The organism is Enteractinococcus helveticum, assembly GCF_001657475.1.
GTDB lineage: Bacteria > Actinomycetota > Actinomycetes > Actinomycetales > Micrococcaceae > Yaniella > Yaniella helvetica.
The window spans coordinates 1-16,366 of sequence record NZ_LXEY01000022.1 but is presented as its reverse complement, the minus strand read 5'-3'; the positions used below and the strand labels follow the sequence as shown (position 1 = coordinate 16,366).

Annotated in this window: 14 protein-coding genes; 9 read left to right on the top strand and 5 right to left on the bottom strand. The window is 57.5% G+C overall.

What is annotated here, in order from left to right; all coding sequences use genetic code 11:
- Window positions 1–3 precede the first annotated feature (3 nt).
- The gene (gene purD, locus A6F49_RS12015) at window positions 4–1,287 is read right to left on the bottom strand and encodes a phosphoribosylamine--glycine ligase (RefSeq protein ID WP_043058874.1); all 1,284 of its coding nucleotides are present in this window, start codon (window positions 1,285–1,287) and stop codon (window positions 4–6) included.
- 79 nt (window positions 1,288–1,366) lie between these two features.
- Here purD and A6F49_RS12010 point away from each other — a divergent pair, with 79 nt between their 5' ends.
- The 7 genes from A6F49_RS12010 to A6F49_RS11980 all read left to right on the top strand — a co-directional run bounded on the left by A6F49_RS12010 (window position 1,367) and on the right by A6F49_RS11980 (window position 8,553).
- Window positions 1,367–1,609 carry a hypothetical protein gene (locus A6F49_RS12010; RefSeq protein ID WP_043058875.1) on the top strand — a complete coding sequence of 81 codons (243 nt, stop codon included), beginning with the start codon at window positions 1,367–1,369 and terminating at the stop codon, window positions 1,607–1,609.
- A 36-nt stretch (window positions 1,610–1,645) separates the two neighbouring features.
- Window positions 1,646–2,668, top strand: coding sequence for an asparaginase (locus tag A6F49_RS12005; RefSeq protein ID WP_043058876.1), 1,023 nt, complete (start codon window positions 1,646–1,648; stop codon window positions 2,666–2,668).
- A gap of 32 nt (window positions 2,669–2,700) precedes the next feature.
- Window positions 2,701–3,072 (top strand): sterol carrier family protein, encoded by a 372-nt coding sequence (locus A6F49_RS12000; RefSeq protein WP_150119485.1) that lies wholly within the window; start codon window positions 2,701–2,703, stop codon window positions 3,070–3,072.
- Between the two features lie 84 nt (window positions 3,073–3,156).
- Complete coding sequence (locus A6F49_RS11995; RefSeq protein WP_052505031.1) at window positions 3,157–3,636, top strand: hypothetical protein; 480 nt, start codon at window positions 3,157–3,159, stop codon at window positions 3,634–3,636.
- A gap of 3 nt (window positions 3,637–3,639) precedes the next feature.
- The gene (gene purF / locus A6F49_RS11990; protein WP_082911764.1) at window positions 3,640–5,061 is read left to right on the top strand and encodes an amidophosphoribosyltransferase; all 1,422 of its coding nucleotides are present in this window, start codon (window positions 3,640–3,642) and stop codon (window positions 5,059–5,061) included.
- A gap of 1 nt (window position 5,062) precedes the next feature.
- Window positions 5,063–6,202 carry a phosphoribosylformylglycinamidine cyclo-ligase gene (gene purM / locus A6F49_RS11985; RefSeq protein ID WP_043058987.1) on the top strand — a complete coding sequence of 380 codons (1,140 nt, stop codon included), beginning with the start codon at window positions 5,063–5,065 and terminating at the stop codon, window positions 6,200–6,202.
- 221 nt (window positions 6,203–6,423) lie between these two features.
- Window positions 6,424–8,553 (top strand): HNH endonuclease signature motif containing protein, encoded by a 2,130-nt coding sequence (locus A6F49_RS11980; protein WP_052505032.1) that lies wholly within the window; start codon window positions 6,424–6,426, stop codon window positions 8,551–8,553.
- 32 nt (window positions 8,554–8,585) lie between these two features.
- On the opposite strand, the gene A6F49_RS11975 is transcribed toward A6F49_RS11980, so the two are convergent.
- On the bottom strand, window positions 8,586–9,602 hold the full coding sequence (locus A6F49_RS11975; RefSeq protein WP_043058877.1) for a Sir2 family NAD-dependent protein deacetylase: 1,017 nt from the start codon (window positions 9,600–9,602) through the stop codon (window positions 8,586–8,588).
- Between the two features lie 54 nt (window positions 9,603–9,656).
- A complete protein-coding gene (locus tag A6F49_RS11970; protein ID WP_043058989.1) occupies window positions 9,657–9,857 on the bottom strand; it encodes a DUF3073 domain-containing protein in 201 nt (66 codons plus the stop codon).
- 268 nt (window positions 9,858–10,125) lie between these two features.
- On the opposite strand from A6F49_RS11970, the gene A6F49_RS11965 reads away from it, so the two are divergent.
- Window positions 10,126–10,875, top strand: a complete 750-nt coding sequence (locus A6F49_RS11965; protein ID WP_043058878.1) for a hypothetical protein — start codon at window positions 10,126–10,128, stop codon at window positions 10,873–10,875.
- Between the two features lie 113 nt (window positions 10,876–10,988).
- Here the strand turns inward: A6F49_RS11965 and clpB are convergent, their stop codons facing one another.
- Together clpB and A6F49_RS11955 are read right to left on the bottom strand one after the other, a co-directional pair.
- Window positions 10,989–13,604 carry an ATP-dependent chaperone ClpB gene (clpB, locus tag A6F49_RS11960; protein WP_043058879.1) on the bottom strand — a complete coding sequence of 872 codons (2,616 nt, stop codon included), beginning with the start codon at window positions 13,602–13,604 and terminating at the stop codon, window positions 10,989–10,991.
- 230 nt (window positions 13,605–13,834) lie between these two features.
- Window positions 13,835–14,614, bottom strand: coding sequence for a hypothetical protein (locus A6F49_RS11955; RefSeq protein WP_150119484.1), 780 nt, complete (start codon window positions 14,612–14,614; stop codon window positions 13,835–13,837).
- Between the two features lie 27 nt (window positions 14,615–14,641).
- Here A6F49_RS11955 and A6F49_RS11950 point away from each other — a divergent pair, with 27 nt between their 5' ends.
- Window positions 14,642–16,042 carry a YihY/virulence factor BrkB family protein gene (locus A6F49_RS11950; RefSeq protein WP_082911763.1) on the top strand — a complete coding sequence of 467 codons (1,401 nt, stop codon included), beginning with the start codon at window positions 14,642–14,644 and terminating at the stop codon, window positions 16,040–16,042.
- Window positions 16,043–16,366 lie beyond the last annotated feature (324 nt).

The window sequence follows — 16,366 nt, the reverse complement described above, 5'->3', positions numbered from 1 at the left end:
GGTTTAGGCTCCTGGGATCGTGATCTCGCCGTTAATGGCTTTGGCCGCAATGTCCGTGCGGTACTGAGCGTTTGGAATCGAAATCTTTTCAACAGCCGCATAAGCTGTGTCGCGCGCTTCCACAAGGTCATCACCGGTGGCAACCACGGTCAATAACCGGCCACCGGATGCGGTAAATTCCCCGGTATCTCCGGTGGTGGTTCCAGCGTGCAGCACACTGACATTTTCATGTTTGGCAGCATCAGCGACTCCGGTGATCTGAACGCCGGTTTTCGGAGTGTCCGGATAGCCCTCAGAAGCCATGACGACCCCAATGGCCGCGTTATCGTGGAACTGAATGGTAGGGAACGTGGTGGCCAGTTTGCCATCAGCGGCGGCCTTGAGTAGTTGGCCCAGCGGGGTTTTCAACCGTGCCAGAACCGGTTGCGTTTCAGGGTCTCCGAATCGGGCATTGAACTCAATAACCTGGATGCCCTTCTTGGTAACGGCCAATCCACAGTAGAGCACACCGGTAAATGGCGTGCCGCGTTTGGCCATCTCGGCCAGAACCGGCCGGGCAACCTGTTCCATAACGTCTTCGGTGAAGTTTTCGGGCAACCAGTCCAGCGGGGTGTATGCACCCATGCCACCGGTGTTGGGACCTTCGTCGTCGTTATAAATCCTCTTAAAGTCCTGGGCGGGTGACATGGCCACCCCGTCCTTACCGTCGGCAATAACAAATACCGAAACCTCTGGACCGTCGAGGAACTCTTCGATCAGAACCGGGTCTCCCCCGGCAAAAATGGCCTGGCCGTGAGCGATCGCCTCGTTGCGATCATGAGTCACGATCACACCTTTACCGGCGGCCAGCCCGTCGTCCTTGACAACATAGGGTTCCCCGAATTCATCCAGAGCGGCTTCCAGCTGTTCCAGGTTGGTTGCCGTGTGCGCCTGACCGGTGGGGACCCCGGCGGCGTGCATGATCTCTTTGGCAAAGGCCTTGGAGGATTCCAAGCGTGCTGCCTGGTGGGTTGGACCAAACACGGCGAAACCTGCGGCTTGCAGCGCGTTGGTGACACCTGCGGCCAGCAGTGCTTCAGGGCCGACGACGATGAGATCCGGTTGCAGTTCCTGGCAGAGTTCAACCACTAGCTGCGGAGAGGAAACATCGATCGGGTAGACGGGAACTTCCTTGGCAATGCCGGCATTGCCGGGCGCACAGCGCACCTCGGAAACCAATGGATCGGCGCGTAAGGCTTGCACAATTGCGTGTTCGCGGCCACCTGGGCCCAAGACTAAAGTTTTCACGCTCCTAAGCGTAGTCGTTTCCGGCTGGTGGGTGGGCGGTATGTCTGAAATATGTGGAGACCCGACTAGACTCGTAGCCATGTCATTTCGTCGCCGTCATCTGTCCTACGGCCAGGGCCCATTTTTCCCGCGCTGGCTGCAGATCATCTACGTCTGGCTAATGATCATGCTGTCGTGTTCCTGGGTGTCCTGGCTTGGGTTTCGCACGTTTGTTGATGCCACCCGCGGCGATATTGGCTATGCGCTGGCCTCACTGGGCATTGGCACAGTTGCCTCAACAATCGTGACCTGGGCCGTCTACCGCAAAAAGTCCAACAACTGAATGTGCAACCACTGAGCATCTAGAAGGAGACCGAGGGTGTCTGAACCGATTCGGGCCAGCGACGTCGAACAGCTGGCCACTGCAACCCGGAATGGCTTTGTGGAAAACCGTTTCTTTGGATCAGCCGTTGTGGTAAATGCCGACGGCGCAATACTTGCCTCGGTGGGTGATCCTTCGGCCGCAGTGTATCCCCGTTCGGCGCTGAAGCCTTTCCAAGCGATCGCTTCGTTGCGCTGCGGGGCCCAACTGGCAAAAGAAGAGCTCGCCTTGGCGTGCGGTTCACACAGTGGTTCCACGCAACATCAAGATATCGCCGCCTCCGTGTTAGCCGGTGCGGGGCTCAGCGCCGATTATCTTGGGTGCCCCGAGGCGTATCCGTCCTCGGCGTCCCAGGTTGCAAAGGCTGCCCTGCAGGTCGCGCCGCTACCGTTGGAGCGCTCTCGGTTGGCGCATAACTGTTCAGGCAAACACGCCGGATTCTTATCAGCCACGGTTGCTGCCGGCGCCGATCCGACCACCTACCTGCACCCCGATTCGCCGATCCAGACCGAGGTCATCAACGTCTTAGAACAGTACTGCCAGACCAGCATTCCGCACGTTGGGGTGGATGGATGCGGGGCGCCCACCCCGGTCATGCCCCTGACCTCACTAGCCCGCGGGTTTGGTGAACTCGGACGTGCCATTACTGATCGTTCAGCGGAGCTACCGGCCGCGATGGTTGCGCGCGCCATGTTGGATTACCCGCACGTCGTCCAGGGGAACAACCGACCCGATACGGTCATACTGGAATCCCTGGAGCTGCTCGTCAAAACTGGCGCCGATGGGATCGTTGCACTCGCCGCGCCCGACGGCACCGCCGTGGCGGTGTCCATGATTGATTCCACGGATCGAGCAATGCACCTGGTTGCACTCGTGTTGCTGGCCAATTTCGCACCGAATATGCTGAGCCTGCAAGCCATGAGCGACGTCGTCGAGCGTATTGTGCCACCGGTATACGGCGGCGGGCAGGTGGTGGGCGGCATCAAGGTAGCCCCGGCGGTCTTGCGGTTGCTGAGCTAAGCTAACGGCTTGAAGCATGTTGAAAGGACGGCGTGATCATGGCGCGGCGGAAAATTGATGTGACCGACGGCGTGGCTGCGGTGCGCACCTGGGCTGCGGATCCGGCCGCTGCACCACGGTCGATTCGGGCCCTAGCGGTGCGGTATTCCTTGGAAGCGCTGGCCGATTTGGCCCCGGGCCGGTCGGTTGAGGTGCGGGTACCACCGTTTGGGGTCACCCAGATTCTTGAGGGCACCGTGCACACGCGCGGCACTCCCCCGGCGGTTGTGGAAACCTCTGCAGACACCTGGTTGGCGTTGGTCACCGGGCAGTTGGCTTGGGCGGATGCGGTGGCCGCCGGCGACGTCGTCGCCTCAGGGCAGCGCACGGATTTGGCTGCCCTGTTACCGCTGGTCAAAATCTAGTCTGGCGGTCGCGTTTTCTGTTGCGTTCACGCCCTGTGGACACGTATGACGACGACGCTTCGGACCCGCTAGACTAAAAGGACTATGGCTGACAGCAGACTTCATGATCAACCTGAAACGGCCGGTGCCGCAGGTGACGACTCCACTACCGATACACCCCAGCAAATGGTGTACCGCCGTGCCCCGAAAATCACCCCATTTTTGGTAACCGGTGGATTTTTCGGGGTGGTTATTGCATTCTTCTGGGTTGCGATTCAAGGCACGTCCGAAGGGTATACGCAGTCCCAGTCCCTGGGATTTTTGGCTGCGCTATTCGGCGTCGTCGGTGTAACACTTGGCGCCCTGGTGTGGTTATTGTTGGATCGCCGATCCAAGCGCCATATGGAAACCGTCTACGCTCGACTCACCACAGATCCCAAGGCCGCCGACGTTGCCCTCACCAAAGTTGACTATCGAGAATGGTCACAATTACAACAGCGTCAGCGTGTGAATGAAGAACGTCGAGCCCAACAGCTCGAGGCAAAAGCCGCAGCAAAAGCCCACAAACGAAATAAACGGAAATAGTTCATGGTCGAAAACCTCACCGACGATTCACCCAAAGATGCCTGCGGAGTATTCGGCGTCTGGGCCCCGGGCGAAGAAGTCTCCAAACTTGCCTATTACGGATTGTTCTCGCTACAGCACCGCGGTCAGGAATCGGCAGGTATCGCAACCTCCGCCGGTGAGCGCATTGCCGTCTATAAGGACGTCGGCCTGGTCTCACAGGTCTTTGACGAAGCAACACTGTCATCGCTGACCGGCCACATTGCCATCGGGCACTGTCGCTACGGATCCCATGCCGCCGACGACTGGCTGTTTGCCCAACCAACTCTTGGCGCGACCTCCGATGACGGCACGGTAGCACTGGGCTTTAATGGCGCACTGACGAACCGCGAAGAGGTCAAGGCCCTGATCACCGAACGCTACGGCGAGGTGGATTCGGGTGAACTAGCCCAGGGCAATACTTCGGACACCGCGCTGATCACGACCTTATTGCGCGGCCAGAATGGTGACTCACTGGAAGACACCGCAGCCGAGGTCTTTGGCAAACTTCAAGGCGCATTTTCCGTCGTCATGATGTCAGAAAACACGCTGTATGCGGTGCGCGACCGTCACGGATTCCGCCCGCTGGTATTAGGCCGACTTACCAGTGGTTGGGTGATTGCCTCAGAACAGTCTGCACTTGCCACCACCGGTGCAACCTTTATTCGTGAGGTAGCCCCCGGCGAGATCTTGGCCATTGACGCCGATGGGGTGCGCTCGACCCGATTTGCGGCGTCGGAATTAGCCCGCTGCATTTTTGAATACGTTTATATTGCCCGTCCGGATGCGGCCATCAATGGTCGCAGCGTGTACGAATCTCGGTTAGAAATGGGCCGCCAGCTGGCCCGCGAAAACACTGCGGAAGCCGACGTCGTCATTCCCGTCCCCGACTCTGGAACACCCGCAGCAATTGGCTACGCCGAAGAATCCGGCATTCCGCTGGGTCACGGGTTCGTCAAGAACTCCTATGTGGGCCGTACGTTTATTAAACCGTCGCAGACACTGCGCCAATTGGGCATCCGGTTGAAACTCAATGTGCAGCCGTCCGTGGTTGCCGGCAAATCGGTGATCGTCGTCGATGACTCCATTGTGCGCGGCAACACGCAGCGCCAAGTGGTCGCAATGTTGCGTTCGGCTGGAGCCCGCGAAGTGCACGTGAAAATTTCGTCGCCACCGGTGAAATGGCCGTGTTTCTATGGCATTGACTTTGCCACGCGCGCCGAATTGATTGCCACCGGTGCCGGTATTGAGGAAATCCGTGCGCACATCGCAGCCGATTCGCTGGCTTATATTTCACTCGAGGGCACCATTGCTGCCACCCAACAGGACGAAGAGACATTGTGTACCGCCTGTTTCTCGGGTAACTACCCCACCGAAGTCCCCATGCTGACCACAGACAGGAAATAACGTGACTGAACAGAACACCCCCGAGCCGATCACCTATGCGACCGCCGGGGTCGATGTTGAAGCCGGTGACGACGCCGTTGAGCTGATGAAATCAGCGGTCACCGCCACCCACTCCTCCCGTGTACTGGGCGGGTTTGGTGGCTTTGCCGGCATGTGGGATGCCACCGCGTTGACCAGTTACCGCCAGCCAGTGTTGACCACCTCAACTGACGGGGTCGGCACCAAAGTTGCGATCGCCCAGGCCATGGATATTCATGACACGATCGGTCAAGACCTGGTGGGCATGGTGGTCGACGATATCGTCGTCGTCGGTGCAAAACCTTTGTTTATGACCGACTACATCGCTACCGGTAAAGTGGTGCCCGAACGCATCGCCGACATTGTGCGTGGCATTGCCCACGGGTGCAAACTGGCTGACACCGCACTCATCGGCGGCGAAACCGCAGAACACCCGGGGCTGTTGGCCGCGAATGAATACGATGTGGCAGGTGCGGTCACCGGTGTGGTCGAGGGCGGCGAGATTCTGGGGCCAGAGCGCGTGCGCGAAGGCGACATCGTCATTGCCATGGCTTCTTCCGGTGTGCACTCTAACGGGTATTCACTCTTGCGCTCGATTGTGGCGGCTAAGGGCTGGAGCTGGGATCAGCACATTGACGAATTCGGCCGCAGCCTTGGTGAAGAACTCCTCGAGCCAACCCGCATTTACGCCAAAACTTGTCTCGATCTGATCAAGGAGCTCAACGCCGACGGTCAGTTTGCACTCCGTGGGTTCTCGCACATCACCGGCGGTGGCCTGGCAGCAAACCTTGCCCGGGTCCTACCCCAAGGGACGATGGCTACGATTGACCGGTCTACCTGGTCGCTACCTGCTGTGTTCTCTGTGATGGCCCAAGCTGGTCAGGTGCCACAGGCCGACCTTGAGCGCACGCTCAACCTTGGCGTGGGAATGGTTGCGGTCGTAGCACCAAAAGCCGCAAAATCTGCACTGACCTGGCTGAACAACAATGGGATGACCTCATGGCAGATTGGTGAAGTCGGCGCGCTGAGTGACGACGCCGCTGCCGCCGGAGATGACTATATTCAGGGTGCCAAAGGCGTTGACGGCGGTGGAGTGCTGCTCCACGGTAGCTACGCCCAGTAACCTCTCAACGTTTCATAGCGTTTACCTTTGGACGCCGCACGGTTTTTCCGTGCGGCGTCTTTGTTTATCCACGAGCCGATGCCGTGAGTAACTACGCCCGAACGTCAATATCCACATGTCTAGGCTCAAGGCCACGGATATCCACAATGTGCACACATGCCCACCTGCCAGCAACGCGGCAAGCCATAGTGGAAGTTATCCGATTGAAGGCAGGTGAAACAATGGTAGAAGGTGCATCCGCTCCTGCGGACGATACTCAGGGTGGTTCAAACCCAGCTAACGCGGCACGAGCGACCACGAGCCTGAACCTGTTGGCCGACTCGATCTTCGCAAACGGTCTCGGAGCCGATCCAGATGGACTGGTCACGCCTGACGACGAGTATGATGCTGTGGCGGATTTACTGCCCGTACACCAGCGCATGTCACCGGTTATGATTGCTGCTCATGAGTCAGTTGATCAACAAGTAGGGGCAATCGTCGCCACATTCTCTCTGGCCCAGTTACAGGCTATGAGAACCCAACTCGCCTTACGTGAGAAACAGCTATTGGTCTCAGTACCCCGCGACGAATTATTCGCCCCGATCCATCCGAAAACCTTCCGGGCAGAAAAGACTGAGCCGCCGCAAGACCGAGCAAACGATGCTTCCACTTCAGATCCTCGGTTGACCATTCTAGAGTATGCCCGAATCCGTGAGGAACATACCAATCTCGACGATGTGGTCTCCACCCGAGCGACTGCAGATTTAGTCCAGGTCCTTCGATCGGAAAGTCAGCTTGAAGTCCCAGGCAGTCGCAAAGGTAAAACCCCGCTGGCCTCGGCTGTTTCTTATGCTGCCGCGGCACTTCGAGTCACCGGGGCTACGGTTGACCGCCGGGTGTCTGTCGCAGCCTCAATGTGGCCATCCATGAATAATCGCCGGACGAAGCTCAAAGCCCCCAGACTCGCTGCAAACCTTGAGAGAGGCCACATACCTTTTGCGACAGCAACTGCAGCGCACCAGAGACTGTCCGAAATGCGTCAAGCGGTCCGACGTGCCGGTGGAGACGAACAGACTGCCGATGAGCTCGTTCAACACAAGGAGAAAGAATTTCTTCGTCATGCTCATCGAAACAACCCTCATACCTTTGCTCGATTGGCGAAGCAACACAGCGACGCGGTGACCAACGAACTGATTGGACCACGGCAGACTCTCACCGAAGAACAGATCAAACACGAAAAGGGCATTTTTTATAAGCAGTCCATCGGCGATCGTCTTCATGAGCTCAGTGTGGTCGTCGACGACGCAGAGTTATTGCATTTCAAAGCCATCCGAGAGTTTGGTACAAAGTTAGATTCGGCCACAGCCAGTCTTCGAGCTCAAGCACACCGGGCGGCTCAAGCTCCTGGTGACCAGCCGCAGAGCGAAATGCTCTCTGCTCCAGAGCATGTTGCTGATGACATTCCGAATAACCCGCGGATTACTGCCGAAGACATTGATCTGGGGATTGCCAAGCTCTTTGATGGGCAGACGCGAGCTGAGCGATGGCTCAATACGTTGATGGATTTTGTTTCAGCTGGGCTCATATTACACAAGACTTATGATCCACTCGCTAGTCCCGAGGAGCAACAGCGCCGCGAGCAAGCTTTGCATAAAGCTGCGGAACATTCTGAAGTTATCGCTGAGATCCTGGCATTTGACCAAAACGAGAACGACACACAGGCTCGCGGCCCAGCTAAATCATCAAATCGGAATGATCCCGTTGAGAAACTGGTTCCGCCTGGTTACCAACTGCTGCGTCCAAATCTCGATCTCATCGTTGAAATCCCGCTACGCGATCTCACCGGAAAACCTCCACAACGGCAGGCCGAAGAGTTAGCTGAGGAAAATGCTAATTCAGAGCTCGTCAAGCTCATAGACCAGTTCAGGCGACAAGATCGAGGAATCGGCGCACCAGTGGGATCGCCTGGAAACGTCAAGATTGATGTCGGGCTGGCACGCCAACAGGCCTGTTCTCAACGGATCATTCCGATGGTCCTTGGCACAGCGTCACAACCCCTCGATGTCGGACACGCGCAACGTAGCTTCTCTACAGGCATCCGTAGGGCACTTCATGTTCGCGACCGTGGCTGCATAGTTCCCGGATGTAGAAAACCTGCTGAATGGTGTCACCCCCACCATTTGGAAGAATGGTCCAAAGGCGGACCAACTGCACTCGCCAATGGTGCGCTACTCTGCCGACATCACCATGCCGCTGTACATAAGCAACTTCTGATCATCCATATGGAAGACGATGGACTGCCATCTTGTAGTTTGCCAAAAAGTTTGGATCCGATGCAGCGACGCTATCGCAATTACTACTGGCGATGTTAGAACGAATATGTTGTCACGAAGGCGCGAATCATTCACACCGACGATGAAGAAATTTCCTGGTCCAGCCACTCTAAGGCTTGCTTCACGCCGCTTCTCCATCGGAAAGTGGCACGTTCTTCCCCGCGGGTCGGACCAAGATTGATAATACCAATCGGCTTCCGAGCACGATCAGCTTCAAGTAGGATTCGATATCCACTCATGACCGCTAACGAGGAACCAATTACGATCAGGGCACCAGAACGGTCCAAGAGGGTTTGAATGGCCTCTTTTCGTTGCTTAGGTACAATTTCTCCGAAGTAGACCACGGTAGGTTTGAGTTTGTCCGACCCACAGTTCAGGCAGTGGACCATCTGAAATTGCTCAACCCAGTCCTGCGGGATGCGTGCGTCACCGTCGGGGTTAATTAATTCTTCAGATATTTGCCAGTGATCTGCAACTCCGGCATTAGCTTCCCGTAGACGGATGCCGAAATCCTCTCGGTTTTCTTTGACTCCGCAGACGAGACATTCAATTTCGTCCATCGAACCATGGAGCGCGATGATCGGGCCGGCTTCACTGCCGTGAGTGGCCTGTTGGTCTGCAACGCGTTGACTCTGTTGATGGAGTCCATCGACGTTTTGCGTGACAACTCCAGCAATATGTCCTTCGGTGTTCCACTTGGCGATGATGTTATGTCCGGCGTGTGGGTTAGCAGCATTCATATGTTGCCAGCCCACAAAAGACCGCGCCCAGTAGCGATGACGTGCCGCGTCGTCGTGGAGGAACTCCTGATAAGTCATGGGACGAGAATGACGCAGTGAGCCCTCCGGTCCTCGATAATCCGGAATCCCCGAGTCCGTAGACATACCGGCACCGGTAAGAACCAACGGTTTCAGTCTCAGCAGCTGACCGATGCCGGTAGATGCGACCTGTACGTTCTGATAGGGCGCGGTGTTTTCGATAACACGCTGAACCGACCGCATCGCGGCCTGATGGGTAGCGTAAGCTGGATGATCTTCCGATAGCGTGGAGGCATCAGAATAGATCGGCCGGTCAGATGAATCTGTCATCTCACCGGGCCGACCTTTCAAGAGTCAAGGAAACACCTAAGAGAAAAGACCCTACTAATACGATGAATCTTCGTCGTATTCGTCGTCGTAGGCGTTATATTTTTCCGCGTATTCGGCGTACTCGTTACTCTCTTCCCTATCGGGTTTCTTTCCGGATAGCTCTCGCTCGAGTGCTGCCAGGTCGGTAGCTGGCGAGAAGTACTTCATGTCCCGTGCCTGACGGGTAGCCTTTGCCTTTTGACGGCCGCGCCCCATGAGCGTGACCCCCTTCGCGGTCTCTGTCCCCAAAAGCGACAACATAAGGCTCATGTTGTCGCTGAGGTCTCTTTTTCGTAATGGTTCGTGCTTACCAGGTTAACATGTTTGAGTAGAGTTCGCCCCTCTGGCGCTAAAATATGTCTGGTATAACCGGGGCTTTCGCTCTAAGATCAGCTTATAACCAGCAGTTCCTCCCCACACTCGCCAATGGCGAAGCGGCCGTGAGGATACAGAATGCTGCTGTCAGAAAGGATGATGGAACGGCATGACCCCAGCCGACTACCAGCAAAACTCGGAATCCGAGTCTCCGCTGTCAGCTGAAGACCCGTCTACGCCATCGCGGCGTGAGATTCGTCAACGTCGTGAACGACGTTCACGACGCACCTCATGGATAATCTTTTTCACCGTGTTGATCGTGGTGCTGGGGATCGTCACGTTCTTTGTTTATAGCTTTAGCTCCTCAAACAACGACAATGGAGCCGAAGCTCCCACTGAAACGACCACACGAAATCCGTCCCCCGGCATTGATGGCATCATTGCCGCCAATGTTGCTCCAGAAAATTTCTTGCCCGGCGATTGCCTAGCCAACTACACGGATGCGAGCCAGCCGGCTGATATCGTGGAATGTTCGTCCCCGCACAATGCTCAGCTCATTGGACGGCGTCTGTACTCAGGCGATATGACCTACCCAGGCGAAGAAGAGCTACGAGAGTCTTCGGAAGCCTTCTGCGCGGACATTCCGTTACTGGAAAACACTCAGGCGACCTACTCGATTAATACCTCTCGACCATCGGATTACACCTGGGAGACCGAAGCCGACCGTCGTGTCGACTGCATCGTCTCAACCAATGACGAGACCAACTTTTCGGAGTCACTGGTAGAAGAGCCTGTCGTTGATGACCAGCGTTCCGAAGAAGAGCAAGCGGAGAATCCTATTCAAACCGCAGATGATGCTGCAGCCAATCCCGAAGCAGAGGCCTCCCCGACAGCAACAGCTGATGCAGAAGAATCATAGGTCCCGACTGCGCTGATCAGCGCTCACTGATGCATACGAACAGGCCGGTTGTTCAACCGTTGAGTTGGACAACCGGCCTGTTTATGTGGACTGTCAGATTCTAGGGATATCGCCTAGCCGACTGATCCTTGGCTGGTGTCGGCCGTGACCGGTTGTGTTTTCAATACGATGCCTTCACCATCGGCATCAACCGTCACCGTGTCGCCATCGCTGACCGTGCCCGCCAAGATCTCCCGAGCTAGGTTGTCGCCGATTTCTCGCTGAATCAGTCGGCGCAATGGACGTGCACCGTAGGCCGGATCGTGTCCGATTCGAGCCAGCCACTCAGCAGCTGTCGGCGTGACCTCAAGGCTAATACGACGCTCCGCCAGTCGATCAACCAGCTGTGCAATCTGCAGATCGACAATCTTCACGAGGTCCTTGATGGTCAATGGATCGAAGTGGATCATGTCGTCAAGCCGGTTCAGGAACTCGGGCTTGAATGCGGCACGCACGGCTGCATCAACCCGGGCATATTTCTCGGCCGGTTCAAGTCCAGCGTCCACCAGGAATTCTGATCCCAGGTTAGAGGTCAAAATCAAGATGGTGTTGCGGAAGTCCACCGTCCGACCCTGACCGTCCGTCAATCTACCGTCGTCGAGGACCTGCAACAGGATGTCGAAGACTTCAGGATGTGCCTTTTCGACTTCATCCAACAAGATGACCGAATATGGACGACGGCGGATAGCTTCGGTGAGCTGCCCGCCCTCGTCGTAGCCTACGTATCCAGGAGGCGCACCAACGAGCCGCGACACTGCGTGTTTCTCGGAATACTCCGACATATCAATGCGAACCATAGCCCGGTCGTCGTCGAACAGGAATTCCGCCAAGGACTTCGCTAGCTCGGTCTTTCCCACGCCCGTGGGGCCCAAGAACAGGAACGAACCAATGGGCCGATTCGGATCCGAAATCCCTGCCCGCGAGCGCCGGACTGCGTCAGCCACTGATGCCACGGCTTTCTGCTGACCGATCAGACGCCGACCAATCTCGGTTTCCATATTGAGCAGTTTTTCCTGCTCGCTGGACAACATGCGGCCGGCCGGAATACCGGTCCAGGCTTCGATAACTTCAGCGATGTCGTGCGCCGTGACCTGTTCTGAAACCATCGGGCTGTCACTGGTGGCAGTGGAATCCTCAGCTTCGGCGGCCACGAGATCCTTTTCGACCTGAGGCATCTCCCCGTACAGGATCCGTGAGGCTTCCGCTAGGTCACCCTCGCGCTGTGCTTTTTCGGCTGTCGACCGCAGCTCATCCAACTGGACGCGCAGGTCCCCGGCCTTGTTCAGCGAAGCTTTTTCGGATTCCCATTGAGCGGTGAGTCCAGCGAGTTCCTCTTTCGTATCGGCAAGTTCCGCACGCAGGGCAGCCAAACGCTCTACCGAAGCTGGATCGGTTTCGCCCTCGAGCGCGAGTTCTTCCATGGTCAACCGGTCTGCAGCGCGACGTAACTGATCAATCGCTTCCGGTGCTGAGTCGATTTCCATGCGCAACCGCGAGGCTGCCTCATCCATCAGGTCAATGGCCTTATCCGGGAGTTGTCGTCCGGAAATATAGCGGTTTGATAGGTTGGCTGCCGCGACCAGTGCGGCGTCGGCAATTGCCACCTTGTGATGCGCCTCGTAACGCTCCTTGAGCCCACGCAGAATCGCAATCGTGTCATCAACCGAGGGCTCGCCGACAAAGACCTGTTGGAATCGACGCTCCAACGCGGGATCCTTTTCAATGTTTTCCCGGTATTCATCCAGGGTGGTGGCACCAATCATCCGCAGCTGACCGCGCGCCAACATTGGCTTGAGCATATTCCCGGCGTCCATGGCTCCTTCGGAAGCCCCGGCGCCCACCACGGTGTGCAGCTCATCAATAAACGTCACGACTTCGCCGCCGGCTGCAGCAATTTCTTCCAGGACGGCCTTGAGCCGCTCTTCGAATTCACCACGGTATTTCGCACCGGCAACCATGGCGCCCAGATCCAGCGAGATCAGACGTTTGCCACGCAGCGATTCTGGCACGTCTCCGGCAACGATACGCTGGGCCAGTCCCTCGGCGACGGCGGTCTTTCCCACGCCGGGCTCACCTATGAGCACCGGGTTGTTTTTGGTGCGGCGAGAGAGCACTTGGATGACGCGCCGAATTTCGGCGTCGCGGCCAATCACCGGGTCAAGCTTGCCCGATGCGGCGATCTCGGTCAGATCGGTGCCATACTGCTCCAGGGCTTGGAAGGTCCCTTCCGGATCTTGGGAGGTGACTTTTGCATCACCCCGGATGGCCTGCATGGCCGATTTGAGCGCTTCTACGCTGGCGCCAGCCTCCCGCAGGGCCGCACCTGTGTCCCCGGCATCTGCAGCAAGCCCCAATAAGAGGTGCTCGGTTGAAACGTATTGGTCTTGATTCTGTTTGGCCTGTGTTTGAGCGGCCGAAATCACGCTGAGTCCGGCGCGCGACAACTGGGCTTCTGCAACCGTTGACCCGGCCACTTTCGGCAGTGCTGCAATCTGGCTAGAAGCGCTCGTGGAGACGACGTCAGGGTCAACGTCGGCGGCTTTGAGCACCGCGACCGCAACCGATCCGCGCTGGTCCATCAGCGCCTTGAGGATATGGGCAGGTTCAATCTGCGGATTGCCCGCTGTTGAGGCGTTCATGGCCGCAGCCGAAAGTGCCTCCTGGGATTTCGTGGTGAATTGAGTATTCATGCAATCTCCTTGCTCCCGGCACAGTACCGGGACTGAAAACCTAAACTTGAGTCTACTTAACTCAACTCTATTCGGATGCGCAATATTCCGGAAGAGCGAAGAAAAAGTTCACCACTAGCGAAGATCTGCGCCAGTGCGCTGCCGTGTGACTTCAGTATCGACGACTCGTCGTGTTCCAGTTCACCAACGGAGCCTAGCTGGCATGCGATGCGTACGGAGCGTCAAAAGGCTTACTCTGCGGATGGTTCTGCAGTTGCGGACGGCGTTGCTGCGCTGTCGACCCGGTCACGGAAAGTGTCCTGGAGTTTCTCCGCCTGGGCACCGAACATGTCTTGGGCCTGCTCTAGCGTGACCTGTTCAGCAGTCATGTACATGTGGAATCGACCATTGACCGAAGAGCCACCCACGGCCAGGGATTCAACATCTTGGCCGTCGGAGATCTCCAGGTGCAAGGCATCCAGACCCGGGATTTTCGTGAAGGTGGCTTCGGCTCCTTCGACTTCCGACGAGGTCAGCGTCTCGCAGGCATTGGGGATCTCGCGGTAAATCGCCATCGGCTCGGTGAGCTCGGTGGTTTCAAAGATCATGGTCTCTACCGCTGCACCTCGCGTGGCGTCAGTGGCTGAGCCTTCGGAGCGATCAGGTACCTCGCGGATAAATTTCGCCGAGATCCCGCCAACAGCCGGAGCGGAAAACGAGTTGAGTTCTTCCAGCAGGCTCGCACAGCGACCAGCCGGTTCGAATTCACTCAATGTCAGATACATGGTGACAGGATCGTCAACGAACCCCTCGATCGGTGGATCCTGGGCGACCCCCACCAGTTGGGTGTCAGTCACCAGCGCGGCGGCAAATTGTTCGAGGTCTACTTCGGGCGCCGCAGGCGACGTTGCCGTGGCGTTATCATCTGTTGGCGCAGAGTCCGGCTGCTCGCCGTCGTCGGAGGCACATCCAGCCAGCCCGACGATACCCACACCAGCCAGGGCCGCCAACCGAAGAACACTACGTTTCACAAACATCACGCCTTCTACGATACAGGCTTGGCCAGTGCCGGCGGCAACCCACACGCAACCTGGCGGCGCATCCACTACCGACAGGCCAACGGCTGTGGCGCTAAGCTCGAGGGTATGTCTCACCCCGCGGCTGACTCTCACGATTCGCAAACCCCGCCGGCTATTCCGACGACGCCGGATGCCGCGCAGCGCCCGCCTGGTCAGTCCTCGACAGCGTCGGGTCGCAGGGCAGCTGAGCGCGTCGCTTCGGCTGCTCTGGCGCGTCTAACGCCCACCCGTCCGCTGCGGACCTATCACAAGCCCCGGCCCACCTTGTGGTTTGTCGTGCGACGCACCTGGGCAAGGGCGATCTCAATGCAGGTGTGGGATGTCGCAGCAACCATGACCTTTTATCTGTTCTTATCGATATTGCCGGGTCTCATCGCGATTGCATCCATCGTCTCGGTGGTCAACTTCACCGAAGAAACCATCTGGACGGTGGCTGGTCTGGTCAATGACTTGTTCCCGGCCATGGATGCCGCCATCGTAGCCGACACGCTCTTCACACTGATCAATACCCCGGGCGGGGTCACCGCCTTGACGCTGGGGCTGATCGGTTCGTTATATTCGGCGTCCAACGTGGTCGCGGCGTTTCATCGGGCGATGAACCGCATTTATGACACCCGCGAAGGTCGGCCATTTATTTACTTCCGCTTTGTGGTGTTTCTTGAAACCTTGGTGCTGATCATCGCATCGCTGGCGCTGCTGGTGCTCATTATTCTCGGGGGCGATCTGTCCCGACGTCTTGGTCAACTGTTGGGGCTCACCGAAGAAAGTGTTGCCGCATGGAACATTTTGAAATGGCCGCTGATCCTCGTGGTGTTGATTTTCCTGGTCTCCCAAGCGTTTTATCGCGGCCCGAACGTCACCCGGCCCCGCTACCGCGTCATCACCACCGGGGCGGCATTTACCGTCATCGTCTTATTTGCCAGCCTCGCACTGACCGGCTGGCTTTTGGCTCGGGTGGCCTTATTTGAGCGCGTCTTCACCACGGTCAACGGAATCTTATATGTGATTCTGATGGTCTGGTTAGCGTTTATTGTCATGCTGGTCGCCGCCGGCTGGGATGCCGAAATGCTGCGCGCCCGACAACTTGCCTCCGGTTACCAGGCGTCCGATGAACTCCAACTGGCCACCGAACACACCTGGGTGCTACGCAGACTCGACGCGGAAGCCGCCAACCGACGCCGGATTTCCGGCATCATCGTGGAAAATTATCACAGTGGCCAACCGGTGACCACGCCTCGAACCCCGCAGCTCAGCGAAGCCAAGAGCTTCTGGGCCATCAAGGAACCCGATTACCAACCATCAACGGGCACCCCATTTCACGCGGTGGCCCCATCGACGTCGGACACCACACCTACCCGGGACGACGACGCCGCACTCTGATCAACACCGCCAGGGCGGCAAGCAAGCTGCTGCGAACACACAAAAGTGCCCCGCGAGTAGGCGGGGCACTTTTGTGTGTTCGTTTGACGCAATGCGTCGCCTCAAGCAGGCGAGTTAGGCAGCTTTGCGCACTGTACGGGCCGCTTTACGAGCAGCTTTGCGTTCCTCGCGGGCTGCTTCTCGAGCGGCTTCGAGCGCCTGACTTGCACAAGTTTAGTGACCCGTTTTAGGTTGTGAGCTTGAGTCGGTCCAGGATGTGGGCTGCGCCGGGGGTGATGTCTGGCGGGAAGGTGATTTCGTGGTCGCCGATGCGGCCGGTGAATT

What these genes read in the sequence shown, in the direction of transcription:
- A6F49_RS12010 (WP_043058875.1), top strand. Translation starts at nt 1,367, where the DNA reads ATGTCATTTCGTCGCCGTCATCTGTCCTACGGCCAGGGCCCATTTTTC.
- A6F49_RS11995 (WP_052505031.1), top strand. Translation starts at nt 3,157, where the DNA reads ATGGCTGACAGCAGACTTCATGATCAACCTGAAACGGCCGGTGCCGCA.
- purF (WP_082911764.1), top strand. Translation starts at nt 3,640, where the DNA reads ATGGTCGAAAACCTCACCGACGATTCACCCAAAGATGCCTGCGGAGTA.
- A6F49_RS11980 (WP_052505032.1), top strand. Translation starts at nt 6,424, where the DNA reads ATGGTAGAAGGTGCATCCGCTCCTGCGGACGATACTCAGGGTGGTTCA.
- A6F49_RS11975 (WP_043058877.1), bottom strand. Translation starts at nt 9,602, where the DNA reads ATGACAGATTCATCTGACCGGCCGATCTATTCTGATGCCTCCACGCTA.
- A6F49_RS11970 (WP_043058989.1), bottom strand. Translation starts at nt 9,857, where the DNA reads ATGGGGCGCGGCCGTCAAAAGGCAAAGGCTACCCGTCAGGCACGGGAC.
- A6F49_RS11965 (WP_043058878.1), top strand. Translation starts at nt 10,126, where the DNA reads ATGACCCCAGCCGACTACCAGCAAAACTCGGAATCCGAGTCTCCGCTG.
- clpB (WP_043058879.1), bottom strand. Translation starts at nt 13,604, where the DNA reads ATGAATACTCAATTCACCACGAAATCCCAGGAGGCACTTTCGGCTGCG.